Raw genomic sequence first — 19,367 nt, 5'->3', positions numbered from 1 at the left:
AACAAGGTCGTCCGGCGATATTGCACGGGGGTTCAAGCCGTCGGACGGAATTTAGAGGGGACGGAATACCATGACTATTCCAAATTCTCTGGCCCGCGCTGCCAGAAACGCGGTCGAGACGTCAGCGCTATTGCGCGATGCACCTCGTCCCGCGACAAAGCAAAAAGCACAGCTTCGACGTTATGAAGTGTGCAGTCTGTTGAAAAACGGGGATATTTCACAGACGCGCCATATCGCACCAGCCTTGCCGATGTTTGAAGATGCGTTCTGCGCGTTCACACGCGGATCGTTGGTCGAGACGCCGCAAGGCCAGATGGCGATCGAAGATCTGCTGCCGGGTGATGACGTCCTCACTCAGGATGGATCATCGGAAACCGTGCTTTGGAAAGGGTCTGTCACACTGATTCCCGGACGCGAGGATACGCGCGGGCGAACCCGGCCACTGACGCGGATCATGGCCGACACGTTCGGGATGCAAAAACCGATGTCGGGCGTCATCACGGGCCCCGCCGCACGTCTGCTGGGTACGCCTACGCACATGCGTCATTTGAACGGCGGGCAGCCCATGCTGACACCCGTCAGTGAGTTTCAGGATGGAATGGGTATCATTGAAACGCTGCCACCGACTCCGGTCGAGCTGTTTCATATCTGTGTCGCCCGGCATTCCGTGATTCGGGTCGATGGCCTGCAATTCGAGACCTATCATCCGGGCATCAACGCAGTCCGAATGATCAGTCACTCTTTGCGTTCGATCTATTTGAATCTATTCTCACATATCGAATCGTTGAATGATTTTGGGCCGTTGCTCTTGCCAAGAGCCGGAGATGGTGAAATTGACGCTATGACAGCGTGAACTGGTTAACTATTACTGCAAGCGTGGGGCATTATGCAGATTTTACTGAGTTGGGTTTTAACCCTTGCACTGGCAGCGATGCTGCCACCCTGTCCTGTGGATCAAACAAGAGGTAGGTTCAGGCCGTCCGGTTCATCCGGTCTTCCAGTACGTCAAATGGTACGCCTGGCTCGTCTTTTGCGCCTCGGATAACAAGCGAAGTCTTGACGCTGGCCACGTTTGGCGTGGTCAGCAACTCGCCTGTCAGAAATTGCTGAAAACTGCTGAGATCCGGTGCGACGCATTTCAGGATGAAATCAACCTCGCCATTCAGCATGTGGCATTCGCGAACCAATGGCCATTCCCGACACCGGTCTTCAAAAGCGCTGAGTTCGGATTCAGCCTGACTTTCAAGTCCGACCATGGCAAAGACCTGCACTTCGAACCCAAGCTCGCGGGCGTTCACCTCGGCATGATAGCCGCGAATGTACCCCGAATCTTCCAGCGTCCGCACCCGTCGCAGGCAAGGAGGAGCGGATATTCCTACGCGCTTGGCAAGCTCAACATTGGTCATACGGCCATCGGCCTGCAGTTCCGCAAGAATTTTGCGGTCGATTTCATCCAACCGGGTCGTGACCATCGAATGCTCCTGAGTTTTTCAGTTGTTATATCAGCAGCCCCGGGAGGCGCAATAATATTTCACAGCCACGCAATTTTCGTTATTTCAGATACATAATTGGCCGCAAAGCCAATCATTAGGCACATCACGGACCTGCAATATGAAGGGGCTTTAAGCCCTGCCCTGCGGTCGCTATATCGATCCGCACCGGACAACACGTCCGCCGAGGCAGTTTGAGTGAGGATACCATGGCCGAAACACGACACACCAAGGTTCTGATCATCGGGTCGGGACCTGCAGGATACACCGCGGGCGTTTATGCAAGCCGGGCCATGTTGGAACCGATCCTGGTGCAGGGTATCGAACCCGGTGGGCAGCTGACCACCACAACCGAGGTGGAAAACTGGCCGGGTGACACCGAGGTTCAAGGTCCAGACCTGATGGTTCGGATGCAGGACCACGCCAAGGCAATGGGATGCGAAGTGATCGGCGATATCATCAGCGATCTCGATCTAAGCAAGCGTCCCTTCACAGCCAAAGGCGACAGTGGCACCGTCTACACCGCTGACGCGGTGATTCTGGCAACGGGCGCACGAGCCAAGTGGTTAGGCATTCCCTCGGAAGAGAAATTTAAAGGGTTTGGCGTATCAGCCTGTGCCACCTGTGACGGCTTCTTCTATCGCGGTCAGGAAATCGTTGTGATCGGCGGCGGAAATACTGCCGTGGAAGAAGCGCTGTTCCTGACCAACTTCGCAAGCAAGGTCACTCTGATCCACCGCCGCGATGAGTTGCGAGCTGAAAAGATCCTTCAGGATCGGCTGTTCAAGAACGAAAAGATCGAGCCGCTTTGGTTTCACGAACTGGATGAGGTGATCGGAACCGATGCCCCGCTGGGTGTGGAAGGCGTCAAGGTCAAGAATGTAAAGACCGGCGAAATCACGGAGATTCCGTGCAAAGGCGTATTTGTCGCTATCGGCCACGCTCCGGCAAATGAGCTGGTCAAAGATACGCTGGAAACCCACATGGGTGGCTACGTCGTGACCAAGCCGGGCACGACGCAAACTTCGGTTCCGGGAGTTTTCGCTGCCGGAGACCTGACCGACCACGTATACCGTCAGGCTGTGACAAGCGCCGGTATGGGCTGCATGGCCGCCCTGGATGCAGAACGATTCTTGGCGGAGAACGACTAAGATGATCACAGAATTCTCCGGCCTCGTCTGGAGAATTCTGTTCCGCACCCAATCGGGTGACCCGCTCTCATCGGCCCGTGCCCCCGAAGGACGGTTTCATCATTCTGGCCAATTCGCGCTTTACGCGTCGCTTAGCGCTGAAGGGGCCGGGATCGCCATTCGGCGCTATGTCTCGCAGTGCGACCCTCCACGGACGATCCATCGCTTGAAGATATCCAAGGCGCAAGTATTGGATTTGCGGGGGCAACCTTCTGCCTCGATCGTCTGGCAAGACATGCGGGCAACCGGCATACCCTCTCCAACATGGCGATTTTCGGACAAGGCCCGCACATACGGCGCGGATGGACTGCTATACAGTTCGCGCTCGCGTCCTAAACTGAGCCATTTGGTGTTGTTCAACGCAGAACACCAGATGATACAAACCGCAGGTGCCCCCTGCGACTGGTTCCCCGAAAGGTGACCGCGCCTATCTTGACCGGCACCCGGCACCGTATCAGGATCAACCATAGTAACGCGAAGAACAGGTGAGCTTTTGGAAAACGTTCTTTGGCGCGGCGGATGGATGAGCCGGCTCAGAATCGCAAGCGGCCTCGTGCTGTTTGTCTTTGCGTTCTTTCATTTCATCAATATCGGCCTTGGTCTGTTTCACACTGATTTGCTGCACGGGATGCAGGGCGGACGTAAAGCTGTCAGCCGTAATGAGATCGGCAGCGTCGTGATATATGGCGCATTGCTGATGCACATGGGACTGGCGCTTATCTCACTCGCGCAGCGCCGGACGCTCAGAATGCCTTTCAGCGTCGCGCTTCAGGTTATTCTTGGCCTGTTGATCCCGCTGCAGCTTATCTCACATTTGGTTCAGACCCGATACGCGCATGAGATTTTTGGGGTGAATGATGAAATGGGTTACATCATCATTCTGATGTGGCCCAGCACCGCGATCTGGTTCCAAAGCCTATTACTTCTGCTGGTGTGGGTCCACGGATGTATTGGGCTACACATGTGGTTACGGTTGACCACATGGTGGCGCGCGATGGTTCCATATCTGATCGGTCTCGCCGTCTTTGTACCGGGCTTCGCCTTCGCAGGCCTTCTGACCGAGGGGCGGCGTATCTGGGCCGATTTTGCCGACCCCGATCTACGAGAACAGTATGTCGAATACTATAACTGGCCTTCGCAAGAAGAGTTTCAGTCTTTGTTTTCCGTCACAGACTATGCGCAGTGGGTATTCTGGGCCGCGCTTGCACTAACAGGCTTGGTCTATCTCGGGCGCAAGCTTTGGCGGCGGCGGCATTCGGTGCGGGTGCGCTATGTCAACGGTCCAGAAGTTGTTTCGGAGAAAGGCATGACCCTTTTGGAGATGTCGCGCGCAAACGGCATCCCACATACCGCGCTGTGTGGCGGCAAGGGGCGCTGCACGACCTGTCGCGTTGTGGTTGAAGATGGCGCCGATCAGTTGCACCCACCAACCGAAGTTGAAGCCCGCAGCCTGAAAGCGATCAGCGCGCCAGAGGGGACCCGCCTGGCCTGCCAGATGCGGCCGTCCGACCCGCTCACTGTATTTCGTGTTTTCCGCCCCGACGGCGCGCGTGATCGTGCGCATGCGAGCCAGGGGCAAGAACGGCAGCTGGCGGTTCTGTTTCTGGACATGCGCGGGTTCACCGCCCGCACAACGGGGCAATTGCCGTATGATATCGTTTTTCTGTTGAATCGTTTCTTTGACGCAATTGTCCCAGCAATCACGGCACAAGGCGGGGTTGTCGACAAATACATGGGCGATGGGTTGCTGGCGATGTTCGAAACAGCCAACGCCGCAAGTTCGGCAAGTGCCGGTCTGAGGGCGGCGGCTGGGATCGGACACGCATTGGAGCGTTTCAACCAGCAGCTCCAAGCAGAAGGCAGCCAACCTGTGCGCATTGGTATGGGTCTACATCTTGGTGATCTTGTGCTGGGCGAAATCGGAGCGGCTAAACACGCGCCACGCACGATCATCGGAGACGCTGTAAATGTTGCCAGCCGTTTGGAGGCTGAAACCAAAGCACTGGGGGTTGAGCTCCTTGTATCGGACAAGGTTTTGGACGCGGCTGGGTTACAATGTGATCCCCGCGATCTGCGGGAATTCAGCCTGCGCGGTGTCTCTGAACCCGTCCCTGCCCTGCCCGTCAGGCACGCAGCCGACCTTGGGTCGCAAACCTCACCGCTGGAACAGATTGCCTGAGAATGCGCCTAATGAGCCTGAGCGGCGGGATTTTTTCAATAACTTGAAACAAAAAACAGAAAACCGTTCCATTTCGAGAAAAAACCACGCATTTCATCCTTAGTTTTTGCAAGTCTATGGACTTCACCCTCAGGCCGAGGCACATGCCCTGCAAACACCCTTGAAACAAATGCAAACAGAACTGCGATAAGAGTTTTCCGATGACGATGTTAAGCAATCTGGCCCCTATCTCTGAACTGTATGTTTCCTACGAGTCTGCGCAGAAACTGAAGATAGAAGCCGCTGATCTGACCAGCTGGGATCTTAAGCCCCGGCAGATTTGCGATCTGGAACTGCTTATGAACGGCGGGTTCAATCCGCTCAAAGGTTTCCTGAGCGAAGCGGACTATGACAACGTGGTCGAAAACATGCGCCTCGCCGATGGAACACTTTGGCCAATGCCGATCACCTTGGATGTTGACGAGGATTTTGCCGCATCGATCGAGCTGGGGCAGGACATTGCCCTGCGCGATCAGGAAGGCGTGATCCTCGGCACCATGACCGTGACCGACCGCTGGACACCAGACAAGGCGCGTGAGGCGGAAAAGGTCTTTGGCGCTGATGATGATGCGCACCCGGCTGTGAATTACCTGCACAATGTAGCGGGCAAAGTTTATCTGGGTGGCCCGGTCACTGGCATCCAGCAGCCCGTGCATTACGATTTCAAAGCCCGCCGCGACACGCCGAACGAGCTGCGCGCCTATTTCCGCAAAGTGGGCTGGCGCCGTATCGTGGCATTCCAGACCCGCAATCCCTTGCATCGCGCGCATCAGGAATTGACCTTCCGTGCCGCAAAAGAAGCTCAGGCCAACTTGCTGATCCATCCCGTGGTTGGCATGACCAAACCGGGCGATGTGGATCATTTCACCCGCGTGCGTTGCTACGAAGCCGTGTTGGATAAATATCCGGCCTCGACTACGTCGATGTCGCTGCTGAACCTTGCGATGCGCATGGCTGGCCCGCGCGAGGCAGTCTGGCACGGGTTGATCCGCGCAAACCACGGCTGCACCCATTTCATCGTCGGTCGTGACCACGCAGGTCCGGGCAAAAACTCTGCCGGTGAGGATTTCTACGGCCCCTATGATGCGCAAGACTTGTTCCGAAAATATCAGGACGAGATCGGCGTCGAGATGGTCGATTTCAAACATATGGTCTACGTGCAGGAACGCGCGCAATACGAGCCGAATGACGAGATTCTGGACAAGGACAACGTCACGATTCTCAACATCTCGGGCACTGAACTGCGCCGCCGTCTGCGCGAAGGGCTGGAGATTCCGGAATGGTTTTCGTTCCCCGAAGTTGTTCAGGAACTGCGCAACCGCTTCCCGCCGCGCTCGCAACAGGGATTCACCGTGTTTTTCACCGGTTTTTCAGGCTCGGGCAAATCCACCATTGCCAACGCCTTGATGGTCAAGCTGATGGAGACCGGGGATCGTCCGGTTACCCTGCTGGACGGGGATATCGTGCGTAAGAACCTGTCTTCGGAACTGGGCTTTTCGAAGGAACATCGCGATCTGAACATCCGCCGCATCGGTTATGTCGCGTCTGAGATAACCAAGAACGGCGGTATTGCTATTTGTGCTCCTATCGCACCTTACGCAACTACCCGTCGTGCTGTACGTGAAGAGATCGAACAATTCGGTGCATTTTGCGAGGTGCATGTCGCGACCAGCATTGAAGAATGCGAGCGCCGAGACCGCAAGGGTCTGTACAAACTGGCACGTGAAGGCAAGATCAAAGAGTTCACGGGGATTTCCGACCCTTACGACGCCCCTGAAGACCCAGAGCTGCGCGTCGAGACCGAGAATGTCGAGGTTGACAACTGCGCACATCAGGTTCTGCTTAAGCTGGAAAGCATGGGGCTGATTGCAGCATCCTGATCACTTAAGACGAAAAAATACATCAAAGGCCCTCAGATTTCTGAGGGCCTTTTTCGCAGGTGCGGGTCTGGTTCAGTCGGGCAAATTCACCTGCCCGCGCATCAGGACATGGCCGCGCCCGGCAACTTTGATCCCCGTCATCGCATCCGAAGGTCCAACGCGTGTCACGGTCGCCTGACCGGGGCGGCCCATGTCATGGCCCTGTTCGGCGATGAATGTCTCTTTGTCCATCAGTCCTTGTTTCCAGAGATAGGCCGCCATCGCACCGGTGGCCGATCCGGTGAACGGGTCCTCGGGCGGGCTGGGGGGCGCCATCATCAGGCGCGAGAATGTGTCGCCCGTAGTCGTTGCGCCTTTCAGTGTTACAAGAAACGGTTCAGCCATGTCCGACCCCGAGAAACCGGCCTTTTCGGTAATATGACTGAGCAAAGCAACATCCAGCTTGGCAGCGCGCAGCGCCTCGTGATCGCGCAGGACCGTAATGCAAAAGGGCAGACCGGTTGAAACGAACTGCGGTGGAGAAATTACCAACTCTTCCGGCAGGCTGATGGCGGTGGCAACCAGATCTGCGGGCACATGATCGCCGAATCGCGGGGCGACCTGCGTCATTTCGATGTCATCACCATTTAGTTTGATCGATACAATCCCTGCTCCGGTCTCAAGCGTCAGAGCATCACCCTGAAACAACCCCCGTGATCGCATCGCTGCAACGGTTGCTATGGTCGGGTGCCCGGCAAATGGGATTTCCCGGCTGGCCAGGAAGTACCGGACCCGGATATCAGCGATATCGGATGGCCCGGTAAAAGTGCATTCAACCAGAGAAGTCTCGCGCACATATGCCATGCAAACCGCGTTCGACAGCCCTGCACCCCCATGCACAACTGCGCAGCCGTTGCCACCAAAGGCCTGATCGCTGAACGCATCCACCCAATCGAAATCATACCAGCTCATCGCGCACTCCTGCGTTTCAATCAGCGGCACGATCACCGCTTAGGCAGAAAATGTCACGTCAATTCGGCGGAATGTTTGGTGGCCTAGTGAACGGCCACCGGGGACAGGTCATGTTCGCGTGCCAGTACAAAGGCCAGCTTGCGGTCGGCAACCAGTGCCAATTGCTGCCCATCGGAATCGTGGACAGCATACAGCTGATCCAGATCGCCTGCCTGCTCTCGCAGATCCTGCGGAAGGTCTGCCACATCAACGGCCTTTACATAGACAATCCGATTGCCTTCGGCGTTGATCTCAATCGGTGTATTCATTGCTCTTACCCCTTCTTGATGTTGATTGTCTGAACCACGGTTTCAGGCACGGCGCGGGTCAGGTCCACATGCAGCAGACCGTTTTCCATGATCGCCTCGCCCACCTCGACCCCGTCAGCCAGCACAAACATGCGCTGGAATTGACGCGCCGCGATGCCACGGTGCAGGAATATGCGCCCCTCGCTGTCGTCGCGCTGACGGCCCCGGATCACCAACTGGCGATCCTCGATGGTAATCGACAGGTCCTCTTCCGCGAACCCGGCAACCGCCAAGGTGATGCGATAGGAAAAATCCGAGGTCTGCTCGATATTATAGGGCGGGTATCCTTCATTTCCGGCCTTTGCAGACCGTTCCAGAAGGCGTTCCAACTGCTCGAACCCCAAAAGATGCGGGTATGAGCCTAAGGTAAGTTTCGACACGTATTTTCGTCCTTCATTGTCAAAGCGACGTATTCTGCGGTCCCGATGTCGGCAACCGCGTGATATAGAATATGGGAAGATACAGGGATGTCCACAAGGTCTGGCCGGATAAACCCTGACACACTATCTTGTGTTAGAAGCACCACTTGAAACACTGAGTCGTCCATGAACGCACCCACCGATCTTTCGATGAAAACCGATGAAGTCCTGCGGGTGGAATTAGAGGTCTTTCGACGCCAGCACCGTGATTTGGACGAAGCGATCGAGGCCTTGCAGGCCAAGGGGACCTCGGACCAATTGACGATCAAGCGGCTAAAAAAGCAGAAACTGCGCCTGAAAGACATCATCCGTCTGATCGAAGACAGATTGACCCCCGATATCATCGCCTGAGACGCGCGTACCGCATTGCCACATATGCGGATTTGGCTATAGTGCGCGCTCTTTCCGATGGCAGGGGCGTAAGCGGATGAGCGATGTGAAAGTAGGGATCATCATGGGCAGCCAATCGGACTGGCCTACGATGAAAGAGGCCGCCGATATTCTGGATGAGCTGGGCATCGCATATGAGGCGCGTATCGTCTCAGCCCACCGCACGCCGGACCGTCTTTGGGACTATGGCAAAACCGCCGTGTCGCGCGGCTTGCAGGTCATTATCGCGGGTGCGGGAGGTGCGGCGCATTTGCCGGGCATGATGGCGTCGAAAACCCGCGTGCCGGTAGTTGGCGTTCCGGTGCAGACCCGCGCGTTGTCGGGTGTGGATTCGCTCTATTCCATCGTGCAGATGCCCAAAGGTTTTCCGGTTGCGACCATGGCTATCGGTTCGGCCGGCGGGGCCAATGCGGGCCTGATGGCCGCGGGCATTCTGGCGCTGCAGGATTCTGCGCTTGCGGATCGGCTCGACGCCTGGCGTGAGGCCCTCTCTGCTTCGATCCCGGAAGAACCTCAGCAATGAGCCGTATCGGTTTCATCGGCACAGGCCACATCGCTGCGCCAATCGCGCGGCTGATGGCTGCTAAAGGTCATGATCTTTACGTCACCGAGCGCAATGCCCAAGTCTCCTCGGCTCTGCAGGCCGAGCTTGGGGTCCGAGTTGGCACTCCGCAAGGCGTGATTGATGCGTCCGAGATCGTGTTTCTCTGCCTGCGCCCCCATGTGGCCGAGGACGTTCTGGCCCCGCTAAGCTTTCGCGCAGATCAGCAAATCGTTTCAGTGATGGCCGCCGTCTCTGAGGAGCAGCTATCCTGCCTGTGCGCGCCGGCATCGGATTTTGTGCAAACGATTCCGCTGGGTTTCCTTCAGACAGGAGGTTGCCCATTGGCCGCTTACGGCAACGATCGCCTCTTGGCAGATTTGTTCGAGCCCGAAAATCCTGTGGTCAAGGTTGCCAATGAGGCCGCGTTGAACGCCCACTTCGCCATCTGCGCCATGGTGCCAGGTATCCTGGACCTTATGGCAACAGGCACCGAATGGTTGGCTGATCAGACCGGCGACAAAGACCGGGCCGAATTCTACACTACGCAGCTTGTGTCAGGGTTTCTGACATCAATACAAAAAGAGCATGCGGGCCAACTGGCAGCCGAGCGTGACGCGCTTGCGACCGAGGGCACACTGAGCCTTCAGATGACGGATATTTTGCAATCCGAGGGCGCGCATGATGCCTTGCGTGCTGCACTGAGTGCGATTGGCAAGAGATTGGAGACATGACGATGTCAGATATGCTTACGCCCGGTGCGACAATTGGGATATTGGGGGGCGGTCAGCTGGGCAGGATGCTCTCGATCGCGGCTGCACGGTTGGGGTTCAAGTCCCACATATTCGAGCCGGGCGCAAATCCTCCGGCCGGTCAAGTTGCAAATCAGGTCACGACCGCCGCCTATGATGACGCCGACGCATTGAAGGCCTTTGCGGAGTCGGTGGACGTGATCACCTACGAGTTTGAAAACATCCCCACCCAGGCGCTGGATCTGCTTGAGGCACACCGCCCCATTCACCCGGGTCGAGAGGCGTTGCGGGTCAGTCAGGACCGCTTGACCGAAAAGACATTTCTACAAGGCTTAGGCCTGCTAACCGCGCCCTTTGCAGACATCTCCGATTTGGACAGCTTGCGCGCCGCAATTGATGACATTGGCACCCCCGCCATCCTGAAAACCCGCCGCTTCGGCTATGACGGTAAAGGTCAGGCCCGGCTGCGCGCACCCGAAGATGCCGGGGCGGCACTGGCCGATATGGCGGGCGCGCCGTCCATACTGGAAGGGTTTGTGGACTTCAGCCACGAGGTTTCGGTCATCGCAGCACGCGGTCTGGACGGGCAAGTTGCCTGTTTCGATCCTGGAGAGAATGTCCATCGCGATGGCATCCTGCACACGACCACAATACCGGCACGCCTGTCTCCGGCGCAGCGGACAGATGCGGTATTGCTGGCCGCCAACATTCTCAACGCGCTGGATTATGTCGGCGTCATGGGTGTCGAATTGTTTGTGACGCCACAAGGATTGATCGTGAATGAAATCGCGCCGCGCGTTCATAACTCGGGTCACTGGACCCAGAACGGCTGCGCCGTGGATCAGTTTGAACAACATGTTCGCGCCGTGGCCGGTTGGCCTTTGGGCGACGGTCAGCGCCATTCGGACGTCGTGATGGAGAATTTGATCGGGCATGACATGGACCGCGTACCCGAGCTTTCACGCGAACGGGACGTAGCACTGCATCTCTATGGCAAGGCCGAGGTCAAGGCCGGCCGCAAGATGGGGCATTTCAACCGGATTTCGCGATGAGGTAATCGCGCTTAAGCGCGATGCCTCCGGCGGAGGTATTTTTAGCCAGATGAAGCCGGGATCAGCTCAAGAAACGTGTTGCGATACTACCGGACATATAGCTGACACACCCGCCTGATAGTGTGGCGGCGACTTTGTGGGTTGTCGCATCGAGTATCACCAGATCAGCACGATATCCGGGCTGTAACGTTCCGCGATCCTTCAGGCCTAAAACCCGCGCGGGACCGGACGAGACAAGCGCCCAGGCGCTCGCAATATCCAGCAGGCCAGATTTTATCAACATCAGCGCAGCGCGGCGCGGGCTGGGGTAGTGGTAATCCGATGCCAATGCATCACACAAACCCATCGAGATCAGATCCACCGCGCTGGCATTTCCCTTATGTGAGCCGCCCCGCACAACATTGGGTGAGCCGAGGATGATGTGATCTCCGCCCGCTCGGGCACATTCGGCGGCTTCCAGCGTTTCCGGAAATTCCGAGATCATCACCCCGCGCTCGCGCCACTCAGCACGATCCTGCGGCGTTGTATCATCATGGCTGCCGAGCCGAATTCCTCGGTTCGCAAGGACAGTGCAAAGGCTGTCCAGTGCTGCTGGCACCTCGGCGCTGCGGTTGTGCATTGCCTTCAGCATCTCAAAATGCACTTCGGGATTCCGTCCCGCCTTCAGCGCCTGCCCCGTCAAGCGGGGTGGTTTTCGCCCCTCAGCCAGCCGGTCATGAGGTAGATGATCATTCAGAACCACATAAGGCACCTGCCAATCCGCGATACGTTCGGGCAGCCCGTCATAGTCGTCCAGCATATGGGTTTCGAAGCGCAGTTGAGGGATCAGTTGGGTTACAACATCATCCCGAACCGCAGCGATGGCGTCAAAAACCTGACCAGCAAACTCGGGCCCGCGCACGCCGCCTTCCCAACTGTGGAACTGCGCCAGAACGGCTGTGGTTATTCCATTCGCGGCCAGTTCCGCCTCGACCGATAAAATGCCCTCTGCCATCTGCTTCATGGCACCGCGTCGGGGGGCAATGTGACGTTCAAAACCGTCGCCATGTAAATCAATGATGCCAGGCAGGATGAGGTATCCTGACAGATCAATCTGTCGTCCTGCCCTGTCGGATTGAACGGTACCTTCGGCGATCGTCAGTTCAGCACGCGACACCCCTTCGCCGGGCAACAGAACATTCGCGCCGGTCAATGTCAGTTCCAATGAGTTCATTGAGTGGGCTCCGAGTCCGGTTCCGAGCAATCTTCCCCAAGGCAGATCTGGTCGATGATATCCATCACCCCGTCAAGCCAGGTGATTTGTGGATCGAACTGTCCGAATTCGATGAAATGCAGGGTCTGCGCCATGACCCGCGGGTTGTTCATCATGAACGTATGCGTCACCGGCAAGACGATGTGATCAGCCATACCTTCAACCTTTGTGGTCTCTATCGATACCTTGCCGTCATCTGGACCATCGATCAGAGACGAGAACAATGGGTTCAATGAGTTCTCGCCTGCGATCACCCCCAGATCAAAATCAACAGGCGGCAGACGGCGTGGAATACCCTCGGGTCCGGTTCCCAATGCCAGCCCGGCAGGGCCGTTCAGAAAGCCGAAAACCTCCCAAGCACCAAGCTCATCCACCAGTTGGCTGCCCTGATTAGGAGGCCCGAGCATGACAACCCGTCCCAGATTCTCGGGGTCGTTGTCCTGCAACCAATAGCGCAGCAGAATGCCCCCCATCGAATGCGCTACAACGTTAACCGTATCCTCCCCGCAGGCGGCGAACGCAGCTGGTAAAGTCTGGTTGGCGAGGTCTGGTATTGGTAGGTCTGTCGAAGGGTAACCTGGACGAACCACAGTGTAACCATGCGCATGAAAAAGCTGTTCCATGACGGTAAACGAGGCCTCTGTGCGCGCGAGGCCATGCAGAAGAACCACGCATTTCGCATTGGCCACCGCAGGCATAAGGCACAAGAGGAGAACAGCAAGAAATTTCATACACGCCAGATAAGGCCTAACCCAGGCCGAGGGAACCCCTAGCCACGGTTCCGGCGCAGCACCGCCAGTGCGATGCCGCCGAGTACAAATCCGGCGCCGAGCAGAAGCCTTAGACTTGCCATCTCGGCTAACAGGATGACCCCGGCAGCAATTGCGATAGCTGGAACGCTGAGTTGCACGATCGCGGCCACCGCCGGTGAAAGCTGTGGCACGACACGGTACCATAGCGCATAGCCGAGACCGGACGTGACGCCTCCGGAAAGCGCAGCCAGCCCATAGCCAAGCGGAGACATTTGCCAATTGCTTCCCAGCAGGAACAGGGCAAATCCCGTGACGGGCAACGCCATGATGAAATTTGCTGCAGTTCCCGACAATGCATCTGGTTCGGACCGGCCCGCGATGGAATATATGGCCCACCCGACCCCGGCAGCCGTCATTAAGCCGGCCCCTGTCGGGTCGACCTGAACCGTCCCAGCAGGCCAAAGAACAAAAACCAGTCCACCAAGCGCAATACCGGCACCCAATATCTGTCTCAAAGTGGGTGCAGAACCAGTCATTGCACCAATCGCAAACATGGTAATTTGCACAACCCCGAACAGGATCAGCGCACCAAGCCCGGCATCAAGCGTCAGATACGCTACTGAAAACCCGATCATATAAAGCGACAGTGACCCGGCCCCAACAACACGTCGACGATTAAAAACAGGGATCGAGCCGCCCCGAAGCGCCACCAATACCGTTAAAACCAAGGCACCAGCCAAAACCCGGATAATGGCAAATCCCGCCGGATCACTTGCGCCACTATCGATAGCAAGGCGGTTCAGGATCGAATTCGCAGCGAAGGCGCACATTGTCAAAGCGGTCAGAAGAAACAGTCGCATATCAACCGCATAGCCGTTTCAAAGGGATTTGCACACTCACATTCCCGATTGCCGAGCCAATCCCGACCCTCCTCGGACCAGAGCCTACCAGCGCCAATGATACGAATGCACAACAGACATTCCAAACAAAACCGGGGCCGCCCAAAGGCGACCCCGCTATTAAGCACTAAGGCTTAAGCAGCTTACATCATGCCGCCCATGCCGCCCATGTCGGGCATGCCGCCGGCAGGTGCCGCGCCTTCTTTGGCGGGCTTATCGGCAACCATTGCTTCGGTGGTGACCAGCAGGCCCGCAACCGATGCCGCATCTTCCAGAGCGGTACGGACAACTTTGGCCGGGTCGATCACACCGAACGAGAACATGTCGCCATATTCTTCGGTCTGAGCGTTGAAGCCGAATGCTGCGTCGTCGCTTTCGCGAACTTTGCCAGCAACAACCGCACCGTCGACACCAGCGTTCTCGGCGATCTGGCGCAGAGGCGCTTCGATTGCCTTACGAACGATGTTGATACCTGCGTTCTGGTCGGCGTTTGCACCTTCCAGAGTTTCCAGTGCTTTACCGGCCTGAACCAGAGCAACACCACCGCCCACAACAACGCCTTCTTGTACAGCAGCGCGGGTTGCGTTCAGAGCATCGTCCACACGGTCCTTACGCTCTTTCACTTCAACTTCGGTCATGCCGCCAACGCGGATAACGGCAACACCGCCTGCCAGTTTGGCAACGCGCTCTTGCAGCTTCTCACGGTCGTAATCCGACGAGGTTTCTTCGATCTGAGTGCGGATCTGAGCAACACGTGCTTCGATCTCGGCTTTCTCGCCAGCACCGTCGACGATGGTGGTTTCGTCTTTGGTGATCTCGATCTTCTTGGCGGTGCCCAGCATGTCCATGGTGACGGACTCGAGCTTCATGCCCAGATCTTCGGAGATCACCTGACCACCGGTCAGGATCGCGATGTCCTGCAGCATGGCTTTGCGGCGGTCGCCGAAGCCCGGTGCCTTGACAGCAGCAATTTTCAGGCCGCCGCGCAGTTTGTTGACCACGAGGGTCGCCAGCGCTTCGCCTTCAACGTCTTCCGCGATGATCAGCAGCGGCTTCTGCGACTGGATCACCTGCTCGAGCAGCGGAACCATCGGCTGCAGCGAGGACAGTTTCTTTTCGTGCAGCAGGATCATGCAGTCGTCGAGTTCTGCGATCATCTTGTCTGCGTTGGTGACGAAGTAAGGCGACAGGTAGCCACGGTCGAACTGCATACCTTCGACAACATCGGTCTCGGTTTCCAGACCTTTGTTTTCTTCGACGGTAATAACGCCTTCGTTGCCAACCTTCTGCATCGCGTCTGCGATCTGCTGGCCGATTTCGGCTTCGCCGTTGGCCGAGATGGTGCCAACCTGAGCAACTTCTGCCGAGTCTTTGACTTCACGCGAAGCGTCTTTGATGCCTTCGACAACCTTGGCAGTTGCCAGGTCGATGCCGCGCTTCAGGTCCATCGGGTTCAGGCCAGCAGCAACCTGCTTCAGACCTTCGCGAACGATGGCTTGGGCTAGAACGGTTGCGGTGGTGGTGCCGTCGCCGGCTTCGTCATTGGTGCGGCTGGCGACTTCTTTCACCATCTGCGCGCCCATGTTTTCGAACTTGTCTTCCAGTTCGATTTCCTTGGCAACCGAAACACCGTCTTTGGTGATGCGCGGCGCGCCAAAGGATTTGTCCAGAACCACGTTGCGGCCTTTCGGGCCCAGGGTCACTTTGACAGCATCGGCCAGAACATTTACACCGGCCAGCATGCGGTTACGGGCATCGGTGTCAAACTTGACGTCCTTTGCAGACATGTTGTCTCTCCTTGAGAATATCTGTTGAAATGAAGATCAGAGAAAGCGGGTGCGCTTACTCGATGATCCCCATGATGTCGCTTTCTTTCATCATCAGCAGCTCTTCGCCGTTGACCTGAACCTCGGTGCCCGACCATTTGCCGAACAGGATCTTGTCGCCAGCTTTTACAGCCATCGCGATCAGTTCGCCGCTGTCCTTGCGCGCGCCTTCGCCGGTTGCAACGACTTCGCCTTCGCTGGGCTTTTCTTTTGCGCTGTCGGGAATGATCAGTCCGCCTGCGGTTTTCTCTTCGCTTTCTACGCGACGAACCAGCACACGGTCATGAAGCGGTTTCAATGCCATCTTTGCAGCTCCTTGGGCTCAAAGTTTGTTATCCTCCCCTCGCCGACTGACGAGGCGTTAGCACTCGGGTCTCATGAGTGATAACGACGCATAGCTAGGGAGTTGCAGGAAGCGAGTCAACAATATGTGAAAGATTTTTTTGCCTGGCGCGATAAGCAGGCAAGAACAAGGCACCTAGTCTGGCTGATCCCAGCTGTACGCCCAGTGTTTCAGACCTTCTTGCCCTGCCTCAGACAGCGCGTAGACGCCCTTTTCCACTTTTTCGAACCAGCCGTAATGATTGTCGTACATCAAACGTGTCGCCGCACTTACGCCAGTGGCCTTTGCGACATCGGCCCCCTTGCCCGCTCCGTTCTCTGCCAGATGGGCCGCGCATTTTAGCGCATCTTGCCGATAGGCCGTTACGATCCCATGACGCGTGGCACCGCCCGCATTGGGATCGCCCTGCAACCTTTCAAACTCGCGCAGCAATCGCTTAGCCCTGACCTTATCCTTGCGCGGCGCATAGGGGCCGGGATCGCATTGAACCTCGACCGCTCCATCAGAGCGCACGGTGATCAGGCCCAATCCCAGGCGGCGGCACAGCGCCAGATTATCCTTCAACGCCCGTCTCGCTGCCCGGCCTTTTGGTTTACAGACCCCAATATAGACCTGATCGGTTATTTTCAGTCGTGTGATGGCCTGATGAAACAGCGCGAGACTGAAGCGCAGCTTGAGTTCCACGATCACCGGCTCCTGCCCATCCCGCAGAGCAACAATATCGGCGGCGCCAACCTCACCTTTCACGGTATATCCCTGACGTTCCAACAAGGCTTTGATGGGTGGATAGAGATCCTGCTCGAGCTTCATAACGCTATGCTATGTAGTTTCGCGCGGATTGCCAGCCACGGTTTGAAGACAAACTACATTGCAACTTACAAGAAGGCAGGAGTACGTCTTGGTCATATTCGCCATTTCCGGAAGGTTCCATATGCGCTTGCTCAGCTTTTGTCTCGGCCTTTTGCTTCCGATTACCGCCCATGCGGCCTGCGAAGGGAGAGATCTTAGGCTTGACCTGTCGGCCGAAAGTCAAGCTGATCTCGAGAAGACAATCAGTGACATTCCGTTTCCGGAGGGCAACCACTGGATCGCGACAAAAGACGGGACCGTCTTGCACCTGATCGGCACCCTCCACACCAGCGACCCCCGCATGGCACCCGTGGTCGAGCGCTTGGAGCCAGTTCTGAGTCAGGCCGACGCGTTTTTCTTCGAGGTCACACAGGACGAAATGGACGCGTTCGAAAAAGATCTGGCCGATGATTTCAGCCCGGTCCTGATTACGTCCGGCCCCACTTTGATTGACCTGATGTCGGAAGAAGATTGGACAGCGCTGTCCGCGACTCTGGCCGAGCGTGGCATTCCCGCCTGGATGGCCGCCAAGATGCGCCCTTGGTTTCTAAGCATGATGTTGGGCATTCCGCCTTGCCTGATGAATACCCCAGACTTTGATCGCGGCATGGACACGCGCCTGACGGAACTGGCCGAACAACACGGGATACCCCAGTATTCGCTGGAGCGGATCGAGGATCTGATCGCCATGTTCGACAGCCATCCTCTGGAGGAACAAGTGGCGTCACTGACCAGGCTGGCCGGGGCGCTGCAGGCCGGGGACGACCAAATGATCACGATGGCGAACGCCTATATCGAAGAGCAGCACGCCGCGATCATTGAGCTTGCGAAAATTCAGGGACTTGAAGCTTCAGGGATGACACCAGAAGAGTTTAACGCCGAATGGAAAGGGTTCGAGGATCAGCTTCTGGTGCAACGCAACGCCAACTGGATGGAAAAGATTCTGAACCTGAAGGATCAGACCGCGGTGATCGCTGTCGGGGCCGGACATCTTAGCAACGACTACGGCTTACTGAACCAGCTACAGCAAGCCGGATATACACTGGAACGCGCTGAATTCTAGGTTTTCAGACCAAGGGTCGCAGCAAGTTTGCTTCCGGGTGACAACCGTGTTTGACCACCCTATAAGGCGCGCAAATCCATATTCTTCAGGACACGAGACATGACAACGCTAGTTTTTGGCCACAAATCTCCCGACACCGATTCCACCGGCTCTCCGATCCTGTGGTCATGGTATCTGAACGAAGTAAAAGGTGAACAGGCACAGCCCGTTTTGCTAGGCGAACCCAACACCGAAGCCGCCTTTATGCTTGAGCGTTGGGACCTGCCCAAGCCGCAAATCATCGAGGACGTGGCCGAGGATGCACCGGTTGTCATCGTCGACACCAACAATCCGGCCGAGCTGCCCGCCAGCATCAATAGCGCAGATATCCGCGCCATAATCGACCACCACAAACTGGTTGGCGGGCTTGAAACCAAAGGCCCTATCGACATCACCGTGCGCCCGCTGGCCTGCACGGCAACCATCATGGTCGATCTAATGGGTGACGACGCCGCCAAGATGCCCGACGCGATCAAAGGTGCCGCGCTGACCTGCATCCTGTCGGACACACTGGAATTCCGCTCACCCACAACCACCGCGCACGACCGCGCCGTGGCTGAGAAACTGGCGGCTGAACTTGGTCTGGATGTCTCGGCCTACGCCGCCGACATGTTTGCAGCAAAATCGGATGTATCGTCATTCTCGGACGCCGAACTGATCCGCATGGACAGCAAAGAATACGAAGTCGACGGCACCAAGTTCCGGGTCTCGGTTCTGGAAACCACTGCCCCCGGTGTCGTGCTGGATCGCAAGGACAGCATCGTAAGCTCGATGGCTGATGTGGCCAAGGAAGACGGCGTTGATCAGGTGTTGCTGTTCGTGGTCGATATTTTGAACGAAGAAGCGACGCTATTGGTTCCAAATGATCTGGTGAAAAGCGTCGCTGAGAAGAGCTTTGGCGCAACCGTGGACGGTGACGCGGTTGTGTTGCCCGGCGTGATGAGCCGGAAAAAGCAGATCATTCCGAACCTCAAGGTTTGAATTTAGATCATCAAAGGCGCCCGAAACCGGGCGCTTTTTTTTGCGAGGCTCTGCCTCGTGCTCCGAGATATTTTTGGCCAGATGAACAAGGGGGGTTGATTTCGGCCGCTCCGCCTGGGCTGCACCTCTGGCC

At 56.8% G+C, this 19,367-nt stretch carries 21 protein-coding genes; 11 read left to right on the top strand and 10 right to left on the bottom strand.

What is annotated here, in order from left to right; all coding sequences use genetic code 11:
- Nucleotides 1-70 precede the first annotated feature (70 nt).
- Nucleotides 71-853 (top strand): Hint domain-containing protein, encoded by a 783-nt coding sequence (locus tag ACR0BI_RS12770; protein WP_170392383.1) that lies wholly within the window; start codon nt 71-73, stop codon nt 851-853.
- A gap of 118 nt (nt 854-971) precedes the next feature.
- Here the strand turns inward: ACR0BI_RS12770 and ACR0BI_RS12765 are convergent, their stop codons facing one another.
- Complete coding sequence (locus ACR0BI_RS12765) at nt 972-1,472, bottom strand: Lrp/AsnC family transcriptional regulator (protein ID WP_170392385.1); 501 nt, start codon at nt 1,470-1,472, stop codon at nt 972-974.
- 227 nt (nt 1,473-1,699) lie between these two features.
- Between ACR0BI_RS12765 and trxB the strand changes: the two genes are divergently transcribed.
- The 4 genes from trxB (at nt 1,700) to ACR0BI_RS12745 (ending at nt 6,778) form a co-directional block, all read left to right on the top strand.
- On the top strand, nt 1,700-2,641 hold the full coding sequence (gene trxB, locus ACR0BI_RS12760; protein ID WP_170818829.1) for a thioredoxin-disulfide reductase: 942 nt from the start codon (nt 1,700-1,702) through the stop codon (nt 2,639-2,641).
- Nucleotide 2,642: 1 nt separating this feature from the next.
- Nucleotides 2,643-3,101: an RES family NAD+ phosphorylase gene (locus ACR0BI_RS12755; protein WP_170392389.1), complete on the top strand. Its 459-nt coding sequence runs from the start codon at nt 2,643-2,645 to the stop codon at nt 3,099-3,101.
- Between the two features lie 102 nt (nt 3,102-3,203).
- Nucleotides 3,204-4,859: an adenylate/guanylate cyclase domain-containing protein gene (locus ACR0BI_RS12750; protein WP_480562432.1), complete on the top strand. Its 1,656-nt coding sequence runs from the start codon at nt 3,204-3,206 to the stop codon at nt 4,857-4,859.
- Between the two features lie 200 nt (nt 4,860-5,059).
- Nucleotides 5,060-6,778, top strand: a complete 1,719-nt coding sequence (locus tag ACR0BI_RS12745; protein ID WP_170392393.1) for a bifunctional sulfate adenylyltransferase/adenylylsulfate kinase — start codon at nt 5,060-5,062, stop codon at nt 6,776-6,778.
- A gap of 72 nt (nt 6,779-6,850) precedes the next feature.
- Here ACR0BI_RS12745 and ACR0BI_RS12740 read toward each other — a convergent pair whose 3' ends face one another.
- The 3 genes from ACR0BI_RS12740 to ACR0BI_RS12730 form a co-directional block, all read right to left on the bottom strand.
- Nucleotides 6,851-7,729: a PhzF family phenazine biosynthesis protein gene (locus ACR0BI_RS12740; protein WP_170401825.1), complete on the bottom strand. Its 879-nt coding sequence runs from the start codon at nt 7,727-7,729 to the stop codon at nt 6,851-6,853.
- Nucleotides 7,730-7,812: 83 nt separating this feature from the next.
- Complete coding sequence (locus ACR0BI_RS12735) at nt 7,813-8,037, bottom strand: DUF1150 family protein (protein WP_170392397.1); 225 nt, start codon at nt 8,035-8,037, stop codon at nt 7,813-7,815.
- Nucleotides 8,038-8,042: 5 nt separating this feature from the next.
- Nucleotides 8,043-8,456: an Hsp20 family protein gene (locus tag ACR0BI_RS12730; RefSeq protein ID WP_010441788.1), complete on the bottom strand. Its 414-nt coding sequence runs from the start codon at nt 8,454-8,456 to the stop codon at nt 8,043-8,045.
- 165 nt (nt 8,457-8,621) lie between these two features.
- On the opposite strand from ACR0BI_RS12730, the gene ACR0BI_RS12725 reads away from it, so the two are divergent.
- The 4 genes from ACR0BI_RS12725 (at nt 8,622) to ACR0BI_RS12710 (ending at nt 11,230) form a co-directional block, all read left to right on the top strand.
- Entirely contained in the window at nt 8,622-8,846 is a 225-nt protein-coding gene (locus tag ACR0BI_RS12725; protein WP_010441787.1) for a YdcH family protein, read from the top strand.
- A gap of 76 nt (nt 8,847-8,922) precedes the next feature.
- Entirely contained in the window at nt 8,923-9,408 is a 486-nt protein-coding gene (gene purE / locus ACR0BI_RS12720) for a 5-(carboxyamino)imidazole ribonucleotide mutase (protein WP_170401828.1), read from the top strand.
- Nucleotides 9,405-10,160 carry an NAD(P)-binding domain-containing protein gene (locus tag ACR0BI_RS12715; RefSeq protein ID WP_480562433.1) on the top strand — a complete coding sequence of 252 codons (756 nt, stop codon included), beginning with the start codon at nt 9,405-9,407 and terminating at the stop codon, nt 10,158-10,160. The genes purE and ACR0BI_RS12715 overlap by 4 nt, the downstream gene beginning before the upstream one ends.
- A gap of 2 nt (nt 10,161-10,162) precedes the next feature.
- Nucleotides 10,163-11,230 carry a 5-(carboxyamino)imidazole ribonucleotide synthase gene (locus ACR0BI_RS12710; protein WP_480562434.1) on the top strand — a complete coding sequence of 356 codons (1,068 nt, stop codon included), beginning with the start codon at nt 10,163-10,165 and terminating at the stop codon, nt 11,228-11,230.
- A gap of 61 nt (nt 11,231-11,291) precedes the next feature.
- On the opposite strand, the gene ACR0BI_RS12705 is transcribed toward ACR0BI_RS12710, so the two are convergent.
- From ACR0BI_RS12705 to ACR0BI_RS12680, 6 genes are all read right to left on the bottom strand, one after another.
- A complete protein-coding gene (locus ACR0BI_RS12705; RefSeq protein WP_480562435.1) occupies nt 11,292-12,443 on the bottom strand; it encodes an alpha-D-ribose 1-methylphosphonate 5-triphosphate diphosphatase in 1,152 nt (383 codons plus the stop codon).
- Nucleotides 12,440-13,213, bottom strand: coding sequence for an alpha/beta fold hydrolase (locus ACR0BI_RS12700; protein WP_170392407.1), 774 nt, complete (start codon nt 13,211-13,213; stop codon nt 12,440-12,442). The genes ACR0BI_RS12705 and ACR0BI_RS12700 overlap by 4 nt, the downstream gene beginning before the upstream one ends.
- A gap of 38 nt (nt 13,214-13,251) precedes the next feature.
- Nucleotides 13,252-14,094 carry a DMT family transporter gene (locus ACR0BI_RS12695; RefSeq protein WP_480562436.1) on the bottom strand — a complete coding sequence of 281 codons (843 nt, stop codon included), beginning with the start codon at nt 14,092-14,094 and terminating at the stop codon, nt 13,252-13,254.
- A 182-nt stretch (nt 14,095-14,276) separates the two neighbouring features.
- Complete coding sequence (groL, locus tag ACR0BI_RS12690) at nt 14,277-15,920, bottom strand: chaperonin GroEL (RefSeq protein WP_170392413.1); 1,644 nt, start codon at nt 15,918-15,920, stop codon at nt 14,277-14,279.
- Nucleotides 15,921-15,975: 55 nt separating this feature from the next.
- The gene (groES, locus tag ACR0BI_RS12685) at nt 15,976-16,263 is read right to left on the bottom strand and encodes a co-chaperone GroES (RefSeq protein ID WP_010441779.1); all 288 of its coding nucleotides are present in this window, start codon (nt 16,261-16,263) and stop codon (nt 15,976-15,978) included.
- A gap of 174 nt (nt 16,264-16,437) precedes the next feature.
- The gene (locus tag ACR0BI_RS12680) at nt 16,438-17,112 is read right to left on the bottom strand and encodes a DUF2161 family putative PD-(D/E)XK-type phosphodiesterase (RefSeq protein ID WP_170594561.1); all 675 of its coding nucleotides are present in this window, start codon (nt 17,110-17,112) and stop codon (nt 16,438-16,440) included.
- A 121-nt stretch (nt 17,113-17,233) separates the two neighbouring features.
- Here ACR0BI_RS12680 and ACR0BI_RS12675 point away from each other — a divergent pair, with 121 nt between their 5' ends.
- Both ACR0BI_RS12675 and ACR0BI_RS12670 read left to right on the top strand, forming a co-directional pair.
- Complete coding sequence (locus tag ACR0BI_RS12675; protein ID WP_480562437.1) at nt 17,234-18,214, top strand: TraB/GumN family protein; 981 nt, start codon at nt 17,234-17,236, stop codon at nt 18,212-18,214.
- Between the two features lie 99 nt (nt 18,215-18,313).
- A complete protein-coding gene (locus ACR0BI_RS12670; RefSeq protein ID WP_170420563.1) occupies nt 18,314-19,234 on the top strand; it encodes a manganese-dependent inorganic pyrophosphatase in 921 nt (306 codons plus the stop codon).
- Nucleotides 19,235-19,367: the final 133 nt, after the last annotated feature.

This window comes from Ruegeria sp. E5 (genome assembly GCF_056534105.1).
This window is presented reverse-complemented; position numbering and strand designations above follow the sequence as displayed.

Bases quoted from the DNA above. Each gene is read 5' to 3' on its own strand.
- ACR0BI_RS12695 (WP_480562436.1), bottom strand. From the start codon at position 14,094: ATGCGACTGTTTCTTCTGACCGCTTTGACAATGTGCGCCTTCGCTGCG.
- ACR0BI_RS12745 (WP_170392393.1), top strand. From the start codon at position 5,060: ATGACGATGTTAAGCAATCTGGCCCCTATCTCTGAACTGTATGTTTCC.
- ACR0BI_RS12755 (WP_170392389.1), top strand. From the start codon at position 2,643: ATGATCACAGAATTCTCCGGCCTCGTCTGGAGAATTCTGTTCCGCACC.
- ACR0BI_RS12680 (WP_170594561.1), bottom strand. From the start codon at position 17,112: ATGAAGCTCGAGCAGGATCTCTATCCACCCATCAAAGCCTTGTTGGAA.
- ACR0BI_RS12750 (WP_480562432.1), top strand. From the start codon at position 3,204: ATGAGCCGGCTCAGAATCGCAAGCGGCCTCGTGCTGTTTGTCTTTGCG.
- ACR0BI_RS12765 (WP_170392385.1), bottom strand. From the start codon at position 1,472: ATGGTCACGACCCGGTTGGATGAAATCGACCGCAAAATTCTTGCGGAA.
- groES (WP_010441779.1), bottom strand. From the start codon at position 16,263: ATGGCATTGAAACCGCTTCATGACCGTGTGCTGGTTCGTCGCGTAGAA.
- ACR0BI_RS12735 (WP_170392397.1), bottom strand. From the start codon at position 8,037: ATGAATACACCGATTGAGATCAACGCCGAAGGCAATCGGATTGTCTAT.
- ACR0BI_RS12705 (WP_480562435.1), bottom strand. From the start codon at position 12,443: ATGAACTCATTGGAACTGACATTGACCGGCGCGAATGTTCTGTTGCCC.
- ACR0BI_RS12675 (WP_480562437.1), top strand. From the start codon at position 17,234: ATGCGCTTGCTCAGCTTTTGTCTCGGCCTTTTGCTTCCGATTACCGCC.
- ACR0BI_RS12715 (WP_480562433.1), top strand. From the start codon at position 9,405: ATGAGCCGTATCGGTTTCATCGGCACAGGCCACATCGCTGCGCCAATC.
- ACR0BI_RS12725 (WP_010441787.1), top strand. From the start codon at position 8,622: ATGAACGCACCCACCGATCTTTCGATGAAAACCGATGAAGTCCTGCGG.
- trxB (WP_170818829.1), top strand. From the start codon at position 1,700: ATGGCCGAAACACGACACACCAAGGTTCTGATCATCGGGTCGGGACCT.
- ACR0BI_RS12710 (WP_480562434.1), top strand. From the start codon at position 10,163: ATGTCAGATATGCTTACGCCCGGTGCGACAATTGGGATATTGGGGGGC.
- ACR0BI_RS12770 (WP_170392383.1), top strand. From the start codon at position 71: ATGACTATTCCAAATTCTCTGGCCCGCGCTGCCAGAAACGCGGTCGAG.
- ACR0BI_RS12700 (WP_170392407.1), bottom strand. From the start codon at position 13,213: ATGAAATTTCTTGCTGTTCTCCTCTTGTGCCTTATGCCTGCGGTGGCC.
- ACR0BI_RS12670 (WP_170420563.1), top strand. From the start codon at position 18,314: ATGACAACGCTAGTTTTTGGCCACAAATCTCCCGACACCGATTCCACC.
- ACR0BI_RS12740 (WP_170401825.1), bottom strand. From the start codon at position 7,729: ATGAGCTGGTATGATTTCGATTGGGTGGATGCGTTCAGCGATCAGGCC.
- groL (WP_170392413.1), bottom strand. From the start codon at position 15,920: ATGTCTGCAAAGGACGTCAAGTTTGACACCGATGCCCGTAACCGCATG.
- purE (WP_170401828.1), top strand. From the start codon at position 8,923: ATGAGCGATGTGAAAGTAGGGATCATCATGGGCAGCCAATCGGACTGG.